This window comes from Oleiphilus sp. HI0061 (assembly GCF_001635675.1).
Map to the genome: position 1 here is coordinate 1 of NZ_LWFE01001577.1, position 18154 is coordinate 18154.

Here is an 18154-nt window from a genome sequence, read left to right on the forward strand (position 1 = left end):
CATGAAACGCATGAGCTTGTGCTAGCGGATCTAGAAGAAATTGAAGCGGTATTTATTGAGCTTCAGGAGCAGCTTGAGCAATCCTCTTTCGAGCTGGAAATGCGCGAATCTGACATGGAATCCTGGCAACTTCGGTGGGATCAATTTAACCAGGACTCTGCAAATGCTCAAAAAAGCGCAGAGCTTGAGCAAGCTAAGATCCAGCAAACAGAAGAACGAATTCAAGAGCTCGAAATACGGCATGAACGCCTATCTCACTCCTCTATTGATGTGCAGCGAAGTATTGAAGAGCTAGATCATGGTCAATGGGAAGAGGAGCAGTTGATAGTAGATGAAAAACTATTAAGCTCTCAGCAGGAAGTTGATGACATATTGCCTAAAATTGAGCAACAACAAGACAAGATTGAATCACTAAGCGATCAGAAGTCTATCTTGCATGCAAAGATATCGGAGCAGAAAGCTGTCCTCGCTTCGCTTGTAACACTTCAAGAATCTGTCTTGGGTGATGATTCTAGCGTTTCTGCGCAAAAGCGGCAGATGGGTATTGATCAGCTGCCATTGCTGATGAATGAGCTTAAGGTCACTTCAGGTTGGGAAATTGCTGTTCAGCAAGCGCTTCATGATTGGATGAACTCTTTGGTTTCCGACGGCGTAGCAACGGATCTTATTCTGAATTGCGAAACATCAACTCTGGAAGGTTCTGTTGCCTTATTAGATAAGGATAAAAATGGATCAAACTCTAATGTTGTAGCAAAATCTGGATCACTTGCTCAATATGTTGAAGGTGCACCGTCTCAAGTAATTTTAATACTAAACGATATCAAAGTTGCTGATTCAAAAGAGCAAGCACAGCTTGCTATTGCTACACTGGCGGAGCACGAGTCTGTTATATGTACTGATGGCCTTTGGTTTGGTCAAACATGGGCAAGAGTATACAGGCCCGGTGATACCGAGGCAGGCGTTCTTGAGCGTGCAAATGTTATCGCAAAAATAAAGAAAGCTATTCCAGCGCTAGAGGAGCAGCTTGATGCCGTTAATCTTCAACTTGAAGCCAATAAAGATGCTCTACATCAATATCGTAAAGACTTAGAGTCTTTCGAGGTATCTATTAAAACGCTGACCAATGAGAAAGCTCGAATAGCTGGTCAGCAAGGAGCAGATAAAGCCAAGCTAGATCAATTCAATCTCCAGCTAAAACGAAACGATGAAGATATCAAGGAGTTGTTAGATCAGCTTGAACAGTATCGTGAGCAACTTGCTGAATCGCGCGAAATCTGGAATGAAGCGCTGCTATCGCTTGATGAGTTCACTGAGCGCAAAGCAGTTCTTAGCGAAGAAAGAGAGCGTGTTCAATCTCAGCTAGAGATGTATAGAGCTCAGTCTCGCGAAGCGCAAAATTCAGTACATCAGAAACAAATTGAACAACAGCAAAAGCTTAGTCAGGTAAACTCCCTAAAACAAACTATTGAGAGGCTAGGCAAAGAGTTAAGTTATAAGAAGCAACGAATTACTGAGCTTAATAATAGCGAACATTACGAAGATGAGTCCTTAGAGGACTTGTCTATGCAGCTTGAAGGTCTCTTGGAATCCCGGCTAATTGCAGAAGAGCGACTGAATGAAGCGCGAAAATCCGTTGAAAGCGTCAGTATTAGCTTGCGCGAGGAAGAGGGTGCTCGCGTTAAGTTTGAAGGTGCAATACAGTCAGCAAGAGAAAAGCTCGAAGCAATCAGGATGGATACTCAGGCGCTATCCATTAATAAGAAAAACCTCGAAGAGAGGATTCTTGAGGATGGATTCGAAATTGATGCGCTTAGTTCACAAATTCACGCAGGCGACAACGAAGCAAATTTGAAGTCAGCTTTGGAGCAATTAGGGCAAAGAATTCAGCGCCTTGGTTCGATTAACCTTGCTGCTATTGATGAATTTAAGGTTCAGAACGAGCGAAAGCAGCATTTGGATGAGCAGAATGATGAACTTGTCGATGCGCTAGATACGCTTGTAGATGCGATTAAAAAGATAGATAAAGAAACACGCACCCGCTTCAAGCAAACATATGACCAAGTAAACGAAGGCTTGCAGCGCCTCTTTCCAAAGATATTCGGTGGTGGCAACGCGTATCTTGAATTAACTGATGACAACTTGCTGGAAACTGGTGTCATGATTATTGCGCGTCCACCAGGAAAGAAAAATGCCACGATTCACCTTCTTTCTGGGGGTGAGAAGTCTCTAACTGCTATCGCGCTTATCTTTGCTATTTTTGAGCTGAATCCGGCACCTTTCTGTATGCTGGACGAAGTAGATGCCCCGCTTGATGATGCAAACGTTGGCCGCTTTGCCAGAATGGTAAAGGAGATGTCTTCTCAAGTGCAGTTTATCTATATCTCTCATAACAAGGTGTCTATGGAAAAAGCAGACCAGCTTATGGGTGTGACGATGCATGAGCCTGGCGTTTCCAGGCTAGTCTCTGTTGATATTGATGAAGCCGCAGCAATGGTAGAGGTATAGTGTTGGTAAAAGAGTTACAGATAATTTATTCGCATCCTACTTTGTTGAAACAATGTAAACTTTAAAACTATAATTTATACTAAGTGCAGGGCGTTTTTAGCTCCTTTCGATGCGTGCTCGCATCATTGATATTTATATAAGTGAAAAAATGAATTTAAGAGACTGGTTAATTGTTATCGGTGCAGTAATTATCGTTGGTATTTTGATCGATGGTTACAGGCGCATGCGTATTGCCAATCGTGACTCACTTAAGATGTCTCGTGACATGAGTGGCGATTTGGGTGCAGGTGATCCGCTTGAAGACGATTTTAATCCTGAATTACCCAGTGGTGGCGCGCGCGTTGTATCTTCAGGTGCACTTGAATCAGGCATTGAAGAAGTTAATTCCTCTAAGGATAAAATCGAACCTAGTCTGAATTTCGATACACCTTTTAACGATGATGACGTAAAAGAAGATGGAGCCATTGTTGCCGATGCGGGTTCGCGTATAGAGCTAGAGTCAATCGAAGTTAAAACGGCTCACGCCGGTAAGATCAAGAAAGTTGCTGAAATCGAAGTTAGTAGCGCAAGTGAAAACAATGACAAGCACGCGCTTGTTATCGTTATCAATGTGCACGCAACAACCAACAAAGGGTTTTCGGGAACAGATGTTAAACAGTTGCTGGAAGCTTGTGGTCTCGATCATGGTGATATGTCTATCTTTCATCGCCACGAAGAAGATGACCTGTTAAGCCCTATCCAATTTAGTGTTGCTAACGCTATCGAACCTGGATATTTTGATCCAGATACATTAGCTGAAATATCCACGCCTGGAGTGAGCTTCTTTATGACCCTGCCTGGGCCTAAGGATTACAGTAAAGCTTTCGAATTTATGCTCGAAACCGCGCAGTGTTTTGCTAGAAACTTGCAAGGCGAACTTAAGGATGAAAACCTAAGTGTGATGACGCCACAAACTATTGAGCATTGTCGCTCAAAGATTAAAGAGTTTGAACGCCGCCAGCTGTCTAAAGTAAAACTTTAATCAGCGAAAATTTCACTAACATCAGCGCTAGCCTTACATGTCCAAATCTATCGATGCCTCGCGCTCACGCGCAAACGAGCTAAACCAGCTGCTTTCACGCTATGCATACCAGTATTACGTTTTAGATGACCCAAGTGTACCCGACTCCGAATACGATCGATTATTTAAGGAGCTTCAAGATATTGAAGCTGCGTACCCGGAGTTAATTAGTGCTGATTCTCCGACTCAAAGGGTTGGCGGCCAACCGCTCGATAAATTCGCCCAGATTGAGCATAAGATTCCTATGCTTTCTTTGGATAATGCATTTTCTGCTGATGATTTACAGGCCTTTGATTCTCGACTACATGCGCGCCTAAGCGGCTCTGCCACGATAAGTTATGTTGCAGAACCAAAATTAGATGGTGTTGCAGTAAGCCTTTTTTATAAGCAAGGCAAGTTAATTTATGGTGCGACTCGTGGTGATGGAAAAGTGGGCGAAGATATTACTCACAACGTACGTACCATCAACTCAATACCGCTTCGTTTGCTTGGTAGTGGTTTCCCTGATGAACTAGAAGTGAGGGGTGAGATATTTATGCCTCTGGTTTCATTCAATCGACTTAATGAAGAAGCGCAAACGAACGGAGACAAACTGTTCGTTAATCCGCGTAATGCTGCCGCAGGTAGTTTACGCCAGCTCGATTCCAAAGTGACAGCGAAAAGGCAATTGAAGATGTGCGCCTATTCTGTTGGCTACTCTTCTGGACTAGGGCTTCCCAGTAGTCACTTCTCAACACTTGAAAAGCTTAATGAATGGGGCTTTGTGGTCAATAGCGATATGCAGCAACTTCAAAATATTGAGGAATGTATCGCTTACTGTGAGATGCTTAGCGATAAGAGGTCATCACTCGATTATGAAATAGACGGCATCGTGTTTAAGGTGGATGATTTTGCAGCCCAAATGGAATTAGGCTTCGTTGCGCGTGCGCCACGCTGGGCTGTTGCTTATAAGTTTCCTGCTCAAGAGGAGCTTACAGTGCTCGAAAGCGTTGACTTTCAGGTTGGGCGTACCGGCGTTCTCACGCCTGTTGCTCGTTTAAAGCCTGTTTTTGTCGGTGGCGTGACCGTTAGCAACGCAACCTTGCATAATATGGATGAAGTTAAGCGTTTACAAATAAGGGTAGGTGACACGGTTGTCATTCGCCGTGCCGGTGACGTAATCCCTAAAGTTGTACGATGTGTTAAAGAGCGTCGACCACCAGATAGTGTTGATATTGTCCTGCCAAAGTGCTGCCCCGTTTGTGATTCCCCTGTAGAAATTGAAGAAGATGGCGTGCTCGCTCGATGTAGCGGCACACTTGTCTGTGGCGCGCAATTAAAAGAGTCTATAAAGCACTTTGCCAGTAGAAAGGCTATGGATATTGACGGTTTGGGTGATAAGTTAATCGACCAGCTTATTGATAAAGAGCTAATCCAGGACGTAAGTGATTTATATAGACTTGATGCAAAGAACTTAGCGCTCTTAGAGCGTATGGGTGAAAAGTCAGCAAAAAATATTGTATCCGCCATCGAGATATCCAAGCGATGTACACTTGCTCAATTTATTTTCGCTTTGGGAATTCCAGAGGTTGGTGAAACAACGGCAGAGCTATTGGCTGAGCAGTTTGAAAAACTAGAGCGCTTAATGCAAGCAAGCAAAGAGCAATTGATAGCGTTAAATGATATCGGGCCGATAATGGCTGACAATATATTTACGTTTTTTCAGTTCGAGAACAATCAACAAAAAATATCCCAGCTAATCGAGTTGGGAGTGAGTCCAGCGCCTTTAATTGTGCCAAAGCAAAGCTTTGAAAGTGCGTTTAAAGACAAAAAAGTTGTTATTACCGGTACGCTTCCAAGTATGGGGCGTGACCAGATGAAAGCACTACTTAAGGAAAATGGTGCCAAAGTTCAATCAAGTGTATCTAGCAAAACGGACTACTTAATTGCGGGTGATGCTGCCGGTTCTAAGCTAGATAAGGCAGCTAAACTCGGTGTCGAGGTGCTTAATGAGGAACAAGTGCTCTCACTAGTTAAATAAGTGTGAACCATAAGACGTTTCCATAAAGTCCAGCTGTCACTTACTCACTGTTTTTAATATCATTTAATAGATTCAATAATTTGCGACGTCAACGCAAAAAAACAATGAGTAGAGTAATGGATTATTTGCACGTCTTGATCAAAGCAACTTTTACATCAGTTTGTCTAATGCTAATCGGTGGCTGTACTGGCGATAGTGATAGCTCTGAACCACAAATAGCTGCTGTCGAGCTATCCAGCCCACCACTCGAAATACTTGGATTCCCACCCCAAACCCTATACTACGATAGTCCATTTACATTTACTTTTGGTGCTGCTGGTGGGTCTGGTGCATATCAAATGGCCTATGTTAAGCATCCTGAAATTAATGATGATGTAACCGACATCGATACGAATATTGTTGATATGTACATCGAAAACATTAGCTCTTCCGCTGATGATGATGACGCAATAAAGCCTGCATTTAAGCTAGAGGCTTTAGTAGAGTTTCCAGAGGGAGCATCTCCGGAAACTCTGGTAGGTAGAAACTATACATACGGGCTTGAATTGAGTGATGGTATTAATTCAACTTCTGAAACATATGATTTCTCTGTTGCTGCAAACGCTCTTTCTTTCTCGGGAGGCTCGATTATCAACGAGGGGGCTTCCTCTATCGCAAGCATTAATAATCTTGTAACGGCCTATAATGCTGGTAACACCCTCGTTTGTAACCAAGTTGGTGACATAAGTTTAGGCCGTAGGGATGTCGACGGCGTGCATGTTTACCCTGCAGCTTTCCTTGTTGAATTAGAGGCACCTGTCTCAAAACGGACAACTGCTTATTATAAAACCACATCCAAATACAGCTCAGATCTGCGAGAAAGAAACGCCTCGAACATAGAGTATGCTCGCCCTGATGTTGATTATCGTTCAATTGCAGAGGGTGATGGTAAGGTAGTCTTTGAGGCTGGGCAGTCAGCCTGTTTTGTGTTGGTAGAGACAATTGATGATGGGATAATTGAGAGTAATGAGACCTTTGAAATAGAATTTACCTCGGTAGAAGGTGCGCTGATAGACATTGCTTCAGCAAATAAAACTATTGAAATTATCGACAATGAGCCTAGCGTAACAATGTCAAATATTGAAAGTGTAGGAAATGAGGGCTCCTCTTACAACATTCCCGTTAACCTACGGGCACCCTATGTAGCAGACGTTGAAATTGCTATTTATGTCGATACAGATAAAACAACAGCGGAGCAGTCTGATTATTTGCTTACCCCTGAAAACGGAGTTTTGCTGATTCCTGCTGGTAGTCTAAACGGGGCGATTTCCGTTGATATTCTAGAGAACGAAGATTTCGATGACGACTTAAGCGAAGATGAAAAAATAGTTATCCGTACAGATATTGAGGATATTATTGATGCAGAGCCAAGTGAGTTTATTATCAATGACTGGGTCGATAACGCAGTTGTTGCAAGAGGTGAAATTGGACAAGAGGCTGTAGATTTTACTATTGACTCAAATGGCCGTGTAATTTCCTTAATTTCTGACACTTCAAATATTAATAGCGTAATTACCTTGAGTTTGAGGCATCGTTCTGGCGATATTGCTTTAGTTGACGGCCTGTCTGACTTGGTCATTGCGCTTCCAGATACGAATCTTAAGCCAATATCAATTTCGACAAGTAAGGATGAAGTTGATCGAATAGTTATTGTGTACGAAGTGGAAGCGCAAAATGCTGATGGTTTTTTTGGACGCCGCGATTTTGGCGTTATGGTCTTGGCTGGGAGTGAATCCGGCGCGTTTGATGTCGAGTCTACTTCATATTATGGAAGCGAGGAAGATGATTTCATAAGCAGTACTCGCTTGTATGGTAAGGAATTGTACGTTTCGGGAAATACCTCTGGGTTCATGTTGAATGGTGAGCCTGCCGATATTGCGAATCGAGGCGGAGTCGACGGCTTTGTCTATAAAATTGATATCACTAACAATGCACCTGTTTGGTATCGCTTTGTTGGAACTGAAGAAGACGATGACATAAAAAGCATCGATGCGGGCAATCGAGACCTGATTTCGCTTAGCGGAATAAGAACGAGTTCGATGGATGGAGCTATTGGTTCACTTTCTGTAAGCACAAAGCTCACTCGCGAGAATGTAGATTTTCCAGAAATAAGTTCAAACCGTGATGATAATGTAAGGGTGATCAGATATGACTCTGACCTTTCCGGCTTTAGTGTGCTAGCTGATGGCCTTGGATTAGAGTACTCAACCACAGGTGTGACAAGCTCGTTAACCAGGGATGTGGTGGTTTATAGTTATGATTCTGCTTTTAATTCGACTGGTTATACAGAAATTTCTTCATCCGGGGCTGATGTTGGTGTCGCGATGATAAATACTGATGAAGACGACTTGCTTATTGTCGCAGGACAAACTGATGGTCAGTTTTCTGATCAAACCAAACTTGGTGGTGATGATGCCTTTGTGACGGTACTTGGCAGAGAGGGAGCCGGATATTCACAGATTGGGCTTGTGCAATTTGGTTCAATACAAAATGACAGAGTGATATCACTTAAGGAGTATAGTGATAGTAAGTTTCTTGTGTTGTGGAGTGAAATGCAAACTGACCCTGGGCAGGAGACTTATAGGATATCGGCGTTTTCTAATAGTGGCGAAATGTTGTCCTCGCCACTATAGCGTTTCACAATGATAAAGTGGTGCTCAGAGGCTATAAGCGCCTTTTAGTAGCATTCTCAACTGAAGCTTTGTCTTGTCTGCTTCTTTCGTGCGTTCGGTCTTTGTGGCGTCCAGGCAGTTGCCGCCCATCTGAAAAACAATCGTTACCATAGCTTCCGCTAAAGCGTTGCGCGTCTGATAATCCAAGGCGGCTTTGTTTGTTCCTTCTATCGCGCGCACTTTAAGATATTCTTCAAGCTCAGTAACAACGTGTCGAATTTCCAAATTAATCGCAGATCTAAACTCTTGAGAGTTACCAGTATGCTCCCGTAACAACAAACGAAAGTGGTTTGTGTTGCTCATAAGGTATTCAATAAAGGTATCGACAGAAATATCAATTGCAGTGCCTTGTTCTTGAATTCTGGAGCGAGCCTTTCTAAGAAGTTGGCGTAATGCTAAACCTGCCTCTTCGACCAAGGCTAAACCAAGGTCGTTCATGTCATCGAAGTGTCGATAGAAGGAGGTTGGTGCAATACCCGCCCCACGTGTTACCTCACGCAGACTGAGCCCGGAATAGACGCGCTCGGGACTCAATAAATCTAGAGCACTATCTAATAAAGCTCTTCGTGTTTTTTGTTTCTGCTCAGAACGTTTTGTCACAGCTACTTTTCTCAGAACAATTAATAATTTAGCGTATTCGATAATGATAGCACTAACAATTAGTCTTGTGGGCGTAATCCACTCATAATTAACGATAATTAGCTATCGCCAGTGCGGCCTAAGTATCAGCTAGATTAACCTGCGCTCATTTTATTCTTGGATAAGTTATTTAATACCTTGCGGGTAGTGCATGGTGAATTTAATCTGTTGAAATATTGCGTTTCTGCCGCACATCGTCAATGCCACCTGCATTTGTAACTCTGCTATACCCGGCTGCAATCAAAGCATTCTTCGCTTTTTCCGCGCGCACACCCCTGGCGCAATAAACAACAATCTCAGTGTTTTTGTCGGGATACTGCCGGCTAACTATAGGAACGATTTCGTTGTGGGTGGCACGTAGGTCACCATCTATATGGTCGAAAGTGTGTTCAATTTTACTTCTCACGTCGATCCAGACAGGGTCTGCCAATATGATATTGGAGCCAAAGGTGGCAAAACATAGTAATACTAGGCGGAATAAATAGGATGGTAATCTCATAGCTTTAAGTCCCTGTAATGAGTAGAGGCTAATATAAAGCCTAGAAACCGAAGGCAAATATGTCAAAAAACGAGGGAGTGTAACCGGAGGTATTATGATCTATGTACGCAAAATAGAATACAACCTAGCTAGGGACTCTTGGAGCTAATAAAGATTTACTTAGTTGAAAAGCTGCTCGATTAGAGCAGCTCAGGAAAGTAATAAATCATTAAATATACTGCTAGCAAAATGGCGACCCAAACAACCATGGTCTCAGTTGGCCATAGCCTTGCAAAGTATCCTTTTGGTTTTCCAGCTTTGGTGTCATAAGAGTTTTGAATCATTTGCTTAATTGAATAAGCGAGTGATTTTTCAATCTTTTCATAGGTGCAATAGATCGTGCATGCTAGCCTTTTTACAAACGCGGGAGCAAGCTTTCGGTATAACCAGTCAGCATCCAGATTTGTGGAAGGTAGTTCTGGCGGGTATAGATTGCGCAGGTTTAACCATACAAACGCTAGAGCCGAGAAGAACAAAAGCTGTAACTGCGTAAGAACGTGCGTAATATCGTAGGGCTGGTAGCTGTGTTCCCAGGGCAATAGAGCGTAAACAGTCTGAGCAGGAAAGGTACCTAGTACAACACACCCAACGGCTGCTAAGGTCATCGCAATTAGCATGTTTTTGGGTGGTTCAGTTGTACGGATACCTGAATCGTGAGCAAAAAATGCGAAGTAAGGAATCTTGATGCCCGCGTGATGAAATACGCCGGCAGCGGCAAATAGTAATAATAACCAAACAACATCATAGCCTTCAGCTACTGCAGCAGCCATAATCATTGACTTCGATACGAAGCCGCTGAAAAGCGGGAAGGCCGAGATAGACGCAGCACCAACAATACAAAGTATGGTTGTTTTTGGCATGCTCTTGTAAAGGCCGCCAAGCTCTGAGCCATTGATTTTACCTGTCATGTGCAAGACAGCGCCCATTGTCATCATCAACAGACCTTTAAATATAACATCATTAAAGGCATGGGCAACGGCACCGTTCAATGCAATGGCGGTACCTATACCAATCCCCACAATCATAAAACCAATTTGGTTAATAAGGCTGTAGGCAAGTACTCGGCGGAGATCATTTTCGATAACTGCAAAGAAAATTGGAAAGCATGCCATGGTGACACCAATCCATACGAGAATTTCTTCACCGGGGTAGGCCCGAGCAAAAGCATACACCGCGACCTTTGTTGTGAACGAGGCTAAAAATATTGTTCCGCTTGGTGTCGCTTCAGGATACGAATCAGTTAACCAGTTGTGCATAAAAGGGAAGGCACACTTGATTCCGAAGGCGAAAAAGATTAGCCATGCACCAACTTGGGCGATGCCCTCATGCTGCAAGCCGATATGAGTGAATAGTAAGCTATTGTTAACGTGCGCGAAGATCAATAGACCTGCAAGTAACAAAACGCCAGATAATACTTGAATGATCAGATAGCGAATACCAGAAGAATAGGCTCGATCTGTTCGACGAGCCCAAATAAGAAATACGGATGTGAGTGCCAGTAACTCCCAGAAGACGAAAAGGGTAAGTAAGTCACCGGCAAATACTGCGCCGACAGCACTACCTGCGTAGGCGAGGCCTGCGACGTGCTGCACAGTATCCTTAACGTGCAAGGCGTAGATGATGGCGATTAGAGCAGCAAGATGGAAAAGATAGCCAAACATCAAGCTAAGTTTATCAACCTTAACTGGCTCTAGTGCATAGCCCATAAACTCCATAGACCAGAATACGCCATGCTCTAGGCCGACCAAGTTAAGAGCACCTAAAATGGGAGCCGCTAACATGATGAGGTTTCGTGTCCAGCCACGTAATAGTAACGCAGCTAAAGCACCTAGCATTAGGGGAAGAAATGGAATCACATTACTCATCGTAGTAATCTTCACCTCGCATCAGAAAGGTTCGCATCCATGTTGCTATGAAAACGAGAATAGAACAGCCTACAAAGCCGTAAATGGCATAAAAAGCAGGGAAGTTCTCCCAGCTGTGGTAAATATGGCGGTGAACAATAAAGTCAGCAATCACTAGCAAAGCACATGCGACATAAAATACTTTTAACATCTTTTTGACGTTTTCTGGCTTGTCGAACCAGCCATCTGAAGAGTGATGATCAGACATTTAGCCTTCCCCCATATTCGTTGATACACCTGGAATCAAATTTATTAGATCGATCAGGGGTTGAGGATAGAAGAACAAGGCAAGACATCCAAACGAAGTCACGCCAAGTGCTATTAAAATTGGTAACGGAGCCTCTTTAGTGTCCGACCATGCCCAAGGCTTAGATTCTTTTGCTTGGGTATTAAAGAATGCTTTGATTGGGATGGGCAAAAGATAAGCGATATTAAGCAAGGAACTTATCATTAGCACGGCGACAATGATGAGCTTGTCAGATTCAAGAGCGCCCATTGTCAGATACCACTTGCTCCAGGTTCCTGCCATAGGAGGAAGGCCAATTATACTTATTGCACCAATCGCAAAAGCAGCAAAGGTGAGTGGCATTTGCCGGCCAAGTCCCACCATGTCGCTGATGTTCTTTTTGTGACTGGCAACCATAATTGCACCGGCGCAGAAGAAGAGGGTGATTTTACCAACAGCATGTGTGGCGATATGTAAGGCAGCACCGGCATGGGCGATAGATGAAGCAAGCAGAGCACCCACGACAATGTAGCTTAGTTGACTTACTGTAGAGTAGGCCAGTCTAGCTTTCAGGTTGTCCTTAGTCATAGCAATGCAAGACGAGAGCAGTATCGTGGCAGCGCCGATATAGAGCATAATATCTGTGGTTGCGAGCTCTTTAAGCTGGTCGATCCCGAAGATATAAATAATTATTTTTAGGATACTAAACACGCCCGCTTTTACGACAGCGACAGCGTGTAGCAGTGCACTAACCGGTGTTGGCGCAACCATTGCGGCAGGTAGCCAGCGATGGAAAGGCATAATGGCTGCTTTACCAATGCCATAGCAGAATAGAACGAGTAGAACGCTAAGGACGGCCTTGCTGTGTGAATTATCAAAAATTCCACCTGCTTGGAAATCCAATGTGCCTGTTAAGCTGTAAGTACCCAAGACAGCAAAGAGTAAAAATGCGATTGATGTACTAAGCAAGATGCCGAGGTAAGTTCTGCCGCCTTGCTTGGCTGCTTCAGTCCCAGCATGTGTTACTAGTGGGTAAGTTGACAGTGTTAATACTTCATAAAATATGAATAGTGTTAGCAGGTTGCCTGAGAAGCAAATTGCCATAACGGAACTGATCGCCAGTGCGAAGCAGCAGAAAAATCGAGTTTGGTTTTCTTCATTGTGGCCTCGCATATAACCAATCGCGTAGATGCTGGTAATGATCCACAAGAAGCTCGCTACAATAGCGAAAAGTACGCCAAGGGGTTCAACTTCAAAGCTGATCCCAAGACCTGGAAATAAGTCGATAACATCAAGCTTAAGGGCAACACCCTGAAAGGTATAGTCGGTAATTGCTAATACGATAGAGAATAAGATAGCTGCTGTACTTAATGTGACAGCCTCTCTGATGTTTGGGTTCTTACCTGTTGCGATAACGATTAACGCACCAATAAAAGGTACAAGAATCGAGAGGGTGATCAGCTGTGATGGCTCAATACCTTGCCAGAGGTTCATGGAGAAACCTCCTGAGCATTAATACTTAAGGTTGTATTCTGGAATAACCATTGAGATGCGCTATTTGCAGCGTCGGTAGTCAAGCTTGTATCGATACCAAAATAAATGTTTGCCAATACAAGTGCCCACATCGGAGCCAGCATTAGCCAGGGAACTTCTTTAATATTATTAGGGTTTTGTGATTCTGGTAGTTTTTGGAAATACGCAGCCTCTAATACCCGGCCAATATAGATTACCGCTAACAATGAGCCAGCAAGTACAAGTGCAGCAAGTACCCAATGATTTTGTTCTAGCGCTGCTGTCACCAGATACCATTTACTTACAAAACCAACGGTGAGCGGTACGCCGATTATACTCAGGCCAGCAATTGTGAATGCCGCCATGGTTAAAGGCATGTGTTTGCCCAAACCTCTGAACGCTTTTATATCAACAGAGCCTACGCGATAAAAGACGGCACCGACGGCCATAAACAAAGCTCCTTTCATGAGTGCATGGTTAAATATGTGGATAAGTCCCGCCATCAAACCTGTTACGCTGACTAAGCTCAGTCCGAGAATCATATAACCAATTTGCGCAACACTACTATAAGCAAGGACTGTTTTAACGTTGCTCTGCACGGTTGCCATGTAAGAGCACTTGAAAATTGCGACGACAGCCAAGACCATCAAAATTAGATCCATGCCCATATCGGTGAAAACATGGTCAGCCCCGAATATTGTAAAGATGAAACGAATCATCACATACACTGCAACTTTAGTCGCTGTGCTGGCCAAAAACGCGGTAACAGCTGAGGGCGCATGGGTATAAGCGGGAGGAAGCCACATATGTAATGGGAATAAAGCAAGCTTGATGCTGACGCCGACCATAATAAATGCGAGCCCGGTATTGATCGTGCGGCTGCTGTCATATACGTCGATACGGCCTGCAAGGTCTAGCATGTTAAGGGTGCCTGTCTTCATATAAAGCATGCCAACGCCTATCAGGATAAACGTTGCACCGATCGTTCCCATCACTAGATAGCGAAAAGCAGCAGTTAAGCAGCGTCGATCCGAAGCCAGGCTAACAAGGGTATAGGTTGCAAGCGAGGAAATCTCAAGAAACACGAAGAGATTAAAGGCATCACCAGTAACTAGTATGCCAGAAAGGCCGGCAAGACATAGTAGGTGTGCAGTGTAGAATAGTGAGTGTTTTGATGGGTCGATTTCTTTTTCAATACTGTCCTTTGAGTAAATTAGAACAAGTGTTGAAAGCGCTGATACGGCTAACAGAATAAACGCGTTAGCGGCATCGATACGTAATTCTATCCCCCAGGGTGGTGGCCAGCCACCGACAGCATAGCTAAGTGCGCCATCAGATAGAGCTGCAACTAATAGCTGCCACGAGACCAGGCAGGCCCAAGCGCTTATTAGCGTGGCAAAACACCAAGATAGTATTGAACGGCCCAAAACGAGTGTGATAGGTGCTGCTATCAGGGGCAAAATTATAGGAAGCACAGCCAGGTGTTGGTCAAGCATTAGATGGCATCATCCTTGTTTTCAAATTCGTTCTCTTCAACTGTGCCGTAAGCCCGTTTGATCCGAACAATTAGTGAAAGCCCCACAGCCGTTGTCGCAACGCCGACAACAATTGCTGTGAGAATCAAAACATGAGGGAGGGGGTTAGAGTATTGAGAAACCCCTTCGACGACAATTGGTGCGGTGCCGCCAGTGACTTTACCCATAGAAATGTAAAGCATAAAAACTGAGGTCTGAAAGACGTTTAAACCAACGACCTTTTTGACCAGGTTATTTGCGGATATAACGATATAGAAACCGGTCATCATCAAAAATACGACGATCCAGTAATTGTAGTAATCGAGAATAAAGTTCACTGGATGTTAGACCTCTCAGCCTGGCTATCGAAGGCATAGAAAATACTAAGCATAACGGCAAACACTGTAATACCAACACCAAGTTCAATGATAATTATACCGTAGTGTTGGCCAGCGATTGGGTCTGCTGCGATTTTGTTGTAATCAAGGAATTGGCCGCCCTTAAGCATGCTGTACAAGCCAACGCTGGCGTAAAGCAGTACGCCAAAAGAGGCCATTAATTGCAAAAACTTTGGGCTTACTACTTCAAATGAGCTTGGTGTCCCAAAGACTAAAGCGTACAAAATGAAAGCCGCAGCAGCGATGACACCGGCCTGAAAACCGCCCCCAGGGCCGAAATCACCATGAAATTGAACATACAGTGCAAACAGTATAACCAAGGGAATAATTAGCTTGGCAACAACGTGCAGTACGTGGTGCGCTTTTAAACCAGATTCTGGCGCATCACTTTCTTCGCGGCGCCTTACGCCAAGTAATGCTAAGACACCAATTGCTGCTGAAAATACAACAACCGTTTCTCCTAAAGTATCGAAGCCACGATAGCTTGCAAGTACTGATGTCACCATGTTCGGTAATCCGACTTCTTTAGGTGACTCTTCTATATAGCGTGGAGCGACATGTTCGTGTACTGGGTTGTCAGGGTGCCCAAAGGGAGGCATGTCGAGCGTGCCGTAGATCAAGGCAGCGCCGGTTACGCAGACTACAACCAAAGGGAGGATTGAAGAGTGGGCACTTTGCTTTTCCTTTCTACCAGTTAATGCCAGTGTGCCAAGCATGAGTACTGTAGATATGCCCGCACCAACCGATGCCTCGGTGAACGCGACATCAACTGCGTCAAGGTTTACGAATATCAATGCTGACAGAAAACTATATATTCCGAAGAGCATGACGACAGCAAATAAATCTTTCAAAAATATAATGCGTAAAGCAGTGAGCGCCAACATAGCAAGCAGTACCAAGTCGATCAGTTCGGCCATTAGTGCGTTTGCTCCTGTTGTTCTTTCTTGGTTTCAGCAATTGTAAGTAAGCCGCCATGACGGGCTGACTTAGCAAGAGCATGAGAAGCGGTAGGACTGGTAAGCATCAAAAACACCAGTATGAATAAAAGTTTTGCGGTATTTAAATCGAAAGACGTCTGCAAGAGGAGACCGCCTATGATCAGAATGGCTGCAATAGAGTCCGTGACACTCGCTGCGTGAACGCGAGTGAAGAAATCCGGGAATTTAAAAAGTCCAACGGCACCACTTAAGCCGAAGAAAACGCCTGCTATTAGCAGGAGGCTACTAACAATATCTAAGACAAACATGTCCAACCATTATTATTTAAGTTTTATTCAATTGGCGCTGTGTATTCGAAAAAGCGAAGTACCGCAACCATCCCTGTAAAGTTGATTAATGCGTACACAATGGCAATGTCCAGGAAGTCTGGGCGTCCCATCATATAACCGGCGGCCGCAATAAAAAGAACAGTCTTGGTGCCAAACATGTTTACTCCTAGAATACGGTCGTAAACGGTTGGCGCATCGAATGCTCTGGCCAAAGCGATAGCCATAACAACCAAAATAGCGATACAAACAGCAGCGTATATTCCTGTCACTTGTTATTACCCCATATCCCGGCGATTTTATTTTCCATAGCACCTTGTTCGAGTTCTTCTAACGAGGACTTTTGCAGTGCGTGAACAGTCAGTTCACCATCCTCCAAATCTACGCTTAAGGTGCCAGGTGTGAGTGTTATGGAATTTGCGTATAAAACATGATTGCTCGGAGGTATTTCTTTTATATCTATTTTCGCCAAGCTTGGCGAAACCTTATTTGACGAAGTCCAGATCAGTTTTGTAACGTGGGCGCTAGAGCCAATGATCTGCCCAATTAGCCATGGAATGTATCGAATTAATCGTAAACCTGTCCCAATCTCTTGTGGCTCTTCATCTACTTCATCCATACGTTTTAAGACAAAAAGTACGATGATGACAGAAACGGCTCCGAAACTAAGTAATAGTGGTTGGATGTAGCCAGAAAGTAACAACCAGAACGCTGAAAGTAGTACTGCCCATTTAAATATATGCATTTAATGAATACCGGCTTTATTGTTAATTCGAATCATAGCTAGCTGGGGAACGTTGATTTGTAACATTTTTTATATGGTATTTTCAATCATTATAAGAGGTCAATGGTGGTAACACTCTAACCAGAGCTAAATTTCTTGTGAAAGCGCAACAATTTATCTCTATTTGAAGCTAGTCGTATAGTTTCAACTTGTCAACGTAATGCTTGAAAAAAACGCTCATAAACCATTGCTTTTACGCTGGGTATTGAAGTTCAAGCTCGCGTAATATGCACTGCGGATACTGATAGCTCAATAGAAGTACTACAATTATATTGATAGTATTAATCTATCATAGAAAAGTACACTGATAGAGGATTTGCGCTTGTAATGGCTCATGAAACCCCGACACTAAGACAGTTGGAATACTTTGTCTGCCTTGCAGAGTCTGCAATATTTCGTGGTGCGGCAGATATCATCAATATTAGTCAGCCAAGCGTTAGAGATATTGATCAGCTAAATTTATCAAGAATGCACGTTTTAGCATGGCGCCAGAATTGTCCTAATCGGGGCTTTTATCGCCAACTGGCAAAAGAAATACGCACACTGGCTAAAACCAACCTTTGTGATGCCAAGCTTAGCTTCGTATTAGATACTGATAATGGCTAGGCAAAAAAGCTCGTTGACTCAAATCTATAATCAACCAATATGAATTAAGTATGACCTTGAGTTACTATTTGGGTAGTTATTACAATGAACAAAGTATCCATACGAATACAGGTTTTATAACTCTTGGACAGTATGAACAATAAGCAGGTTAAGTATGCAACTACTTATATGCAGGGAAGCCTTCGTTCCAAATAAAACCACCCTGTTTCTTCGCCATTATTAGTAGGGTTGTAACCTACTGGGTATATCATGTATTTCGCATTAGCAGCATTAACTTTTGGCTTAGTGGCAGGGCTGAAACCGGGGCCTTTAGGTGTGTTTGTGATTCATCAAACCATGTCAAAAGGTAATTACAATGGGTTTATGGCTAGCCTTGCACCTATTGTAACCGATGGGCCAATTATACTTCTGGCATTGCTGTTAACGTTGCAGCTTAATGATATAGGCTTGTTTATCTCTGCGATTTCTGTCTT

At 43.5% G+C, this 18154-nt stretch carries 17 protein-coding genes; 6 read left to right on the forward strand and 11 right to left on the reverse strand.

Annotation, left to right across the window (positions count from 1 at the left end; translation table 11 throughout):
* From A3735_RS24575 to A3735_RS24590, 4 genes are all read left to right on the forward strand, one after another.
* Nucleotides 1-2505: hypothetical protein (locus tag A3735_RS24575; protein ID WP_068638821.1), on the forward strand; the 2505-nt coding region annotated here is incomplete at its 5' end.
* A gap of 148 nt (nt 2506-2653) precedes the next feature.
* Nucleotides 2654-3526 (forward strand): cell division protein ZipA, encoded by an 873-nt coding sequence (gene zipA, locus A3735_RS24580; protein WP_068508495.1) that lies wholly within the window; start codon nt 2654-2656, stop codon nt 3524-3526.
* Between the two features lie 37 nt (nt 3527-3563).
* Nucleotides 3564-5585 (forward strand): NAD-dependent DNA ligase LigA, encoded by a 2022-nt coding sequence (gene ligA / locus A3735_RS24585; protein ID WP_068508479.1) that lies wholly within the window; start codon nt 3564-3566, stop codon nt 5583-5585.
* A 104-nt stretch (nt 5586-5689) separates the two neighbouring features.
* On the forward strand, nt 5690-8257 hold the full coding sequence (locus A3735_RS24590) for a Calx-beta domain-containing protein (protein WP_156490344.1): 2568 nt from the start codon (nt 5690-5692) through the stop codon (nt 8255-8257).
* Nucleotides 8258-8281: 24 nt separating this feature from the next.
* Here A3735_RS24590 and fabR read toward each other — a convergent pair whose 3' ends face one another.
* The 11 genes from fabR to A3735_RS24645 all read right to left on the reverse strand — a co-directional run bounded on the left by fabR (nt 8282) and on the right by A3735_RS24645 (nt 17036).
* On the reverse strand, nt 8282-8896 hold the full coding sequence (gene fabR, locus A3735_RS24595; RefSeq protein ID WP_068508482.1) for an HTH-type transcriptional repressor FabR: 615 nt from the start codon (nt 8894-8896) through the stop codon (nt 8282-8284).
* A gap of 199 nt (nt 8897-9095) precedes the next feature.
* On the reverse strand, nt 9096-9434 hold the full coding sequence (locus A3735_RS24600) for a rhodanese-like domain-containing protein (RefSeq protein WP_068508484.1): 339 nt from the start codon (nt 9432-9434) through the stop codon (nt 9096-9098).
* 179 nt (nt 9435-9613) lie between these two features.
* On the reverse strand, nt 9614-11338 hold the full coding sequence (locus A3735_RS24605) for a Na(+)/H(+) antiporter subunit D (protein WP_068508486.1): 1725 nt from the start codon (nt 11336-11338) through the stop codon (nt 9614-9616).
* Nucleotides 11331-11585, reverse strand: a complete 255-nt coding sequence (locus tag A3735_RS24610; protein ID WP_068508488.1) for a hypothetical protein — start codon at nt 11583-11585, stop codon at nt 11331-11333. The genes A3735_RS24605 and A3735_RS24610 overlap by 8 nt, the downstream gene beginning before the upstream one ends.
* On the reverse strand, nt 11586-13097 hold the full coding sequence (locus A3735_RS24615) for a monovalent cation/H+ antiporter subunit D family protein (protein WP_068508490.1): 1512 nt from the start codon (nt 13095-13097) through the stop codon (nt 11586-11588).
* A complete protein-coding gene (locus A3735_RS24620) occupies nt 13094-14611 on the reverse strand; it encodes a monovalent cation/H+ antiporter subunit D family protein (protein ID WP_068508492.1) in 1518 nt (505 codons plus the stop codon). Before A3735_RS24620 ends, A3735_RS24615 begins: the two co-directional genes overlap by 4 nt.
* A complete protein-coding gene (locus A3735_RS24625) occupies nt 14611-14967 on the reverse strand; it encodes a cation:proton antiporter subunit C (RefSeq protein WP_082865136.1) in 357 nt (118 codons plus the stop codon). The genes A3735_RS24620 and A3735_RS24625 overlap by 1 nt, the downstream gene beginning before the upstream one ends.
* On the reverse strand, nt 14964-15944 hold the full coding sequence (locus A3735_RS24630) for a DUF4040 domain-containing protein (RefSeq protein ID WP_082865135.1): 981 nt from the start codon (nt 15942-15944) through the stop codon (nt 14964-14966). The genes A3735_RS24625 and A3735_RS24630 overlap by 4 nt, the downstream gene beginning before the upstream one ends.
* The gene (gene mnhG / locus A3735_RS24635) at nt 15944-16273 is read right to left on the reverse strand and encodes a monovalent cation/H(+) antiporter subunit G (RefSeq protein WP_068510913.1); all 330 of its coding nucleotides are present in this window, start codon (nt 16271-16273) and stop codon (nt 15944-15946) included. The genes A3735_RS24630 and mnhG overlap by 1 nt, the downstream gene beginning before the upstream one ends.
* 23 nt (nt 16274-16296) lie before the next feature.
* The gene (locus tag A3735_RS24640; RefSeq protein ID WP_231872273.1) at nt 16297-16563 is read right to left on the reverse strand and encodes a monovalent cation/H+ antiporter complex subunit F; all 267 of its coding nucleotides are present in this window, start codon (nt 16561-16563) and stop codon (nt 16297-16299) included.
* A complete protein-coding gene (locus A3735_RS24645) occupies nt 16560-17036 on the reverse strand; it encodes a Na+/H+ antiporter subunit E (protein ID WP_068509907.1) in 477 nt (158 codons plus the stop codon). Before A3735_RS24645 ends, A3735_RS24640 begins: the two co-directional genes overlap by 4 nt.
* A gap of 366 nt (nt 17037-17402) precedes the next feature.
* On the opposite strand from A3735_RS24645, the gene A3735_RS24650 reads away from it, so the two are divergent.
* Complete coding sequence (locus tag A3735_RS24650; protein ID WP_068567256.1) at nt 17403-17681, forward strand: LysR family transcriptional regulator; 279 nt, start codon at nt 17403-17405, stop codon at nt 17679-17681.
* Nucleotides 17682-17930: 249 nt separating this feature from the next.
* Nucleotides 17931-18154, forward strand: a 224-nt coding sequence (locus A3735_RS32115) for a hypothetical protein (protein WP_231882643.1), incomplete at its 3' end; no start/stop codon positions are given.

Bases quoted from the DNA above. Each gene is read 5' to 3' on its own strand.
- zipA (WP_068508495.1), top strand. From the start codon at position 2,654: ATGAATTTAAGAGACTGGTTAATTGTTATCGGTGCAGTAATTATCGTT.
- ligA (WP_068508479.1), top strand. From the start codon at position 3,564: ATGTCCAAATCTATCGATGCCTCGCGCTCACGCGCAAACGAGCTAAAC.
- A3735_RS24590 (WP_156490344.1), top strand. From the start codon at position 5,690: ATGAGTAGAGTAATGGATTATTTGCACGTCTTGATCAAAGCAACTTTT.
- A3735_RS24600 (WP_068508484.1), bottom strand. From the start codon at position 9,434: ATGAGATTACCATCCTATTTATTCCGCCTAGTATTACTATGTTTTGCC.
- A3735_RS24605 (WP_068508486.1), bottom strand. From the start codon at position 11,338: ATGAGTAATGTGATTCCATTTCTTCCCCTAATGCTAGGTGCTTTAGCT.
- A3735_RS24610 (WP_068508488.1), bottom strand. From the start codon at position 11,585: ATGTCTGATCATCACTCTTCAGATGGCTGGTTCGACAAGCCAGAAAAC.
- A3735_RS24615 (WP_068508490.1), bottom strand. From the start codon at position 13,097: ATGAACCTCTGGCAAGGTATTGAGCCATCACAGCTGATCACCCTCTCG.
- A3735_RS24620 (WP_068508492.1), bottom strand. From the start codon at position 14,611: ATGCTTGACCAACACCTGGCTGTGCTTCCTATAATTTTGCCCCTGATA.
- A3735_RS24630 (WP_082865135.1), bottom strand. From the start codon at position 15,944: ATGGCCGAACTGATCGACTTGGTACTGCTTGCTATGTTGGCGCTCACT.
- mnhG (WP_068510913.1), bottom strand. From the start codon at position 16,273: ATGTTTGTCTTAGATATTGTTAGTAGCCTCCTGCTAATAGCAGGCGTT.
- A3735_RS24645 (WP_068509907.1), bottom strand. From the start codon at position 17,036: ATGCATATATTTAAATGGGCAGTACTACTTTCAGCGTTCTGGTTGTTA.
- A3735_RS24650 (WP_068567256.1), top strand. From the start codon at position 17,403: ATGGCTCATGAAACCCCGACACTAAGACAGTTGGAATACTTTGTCTGC.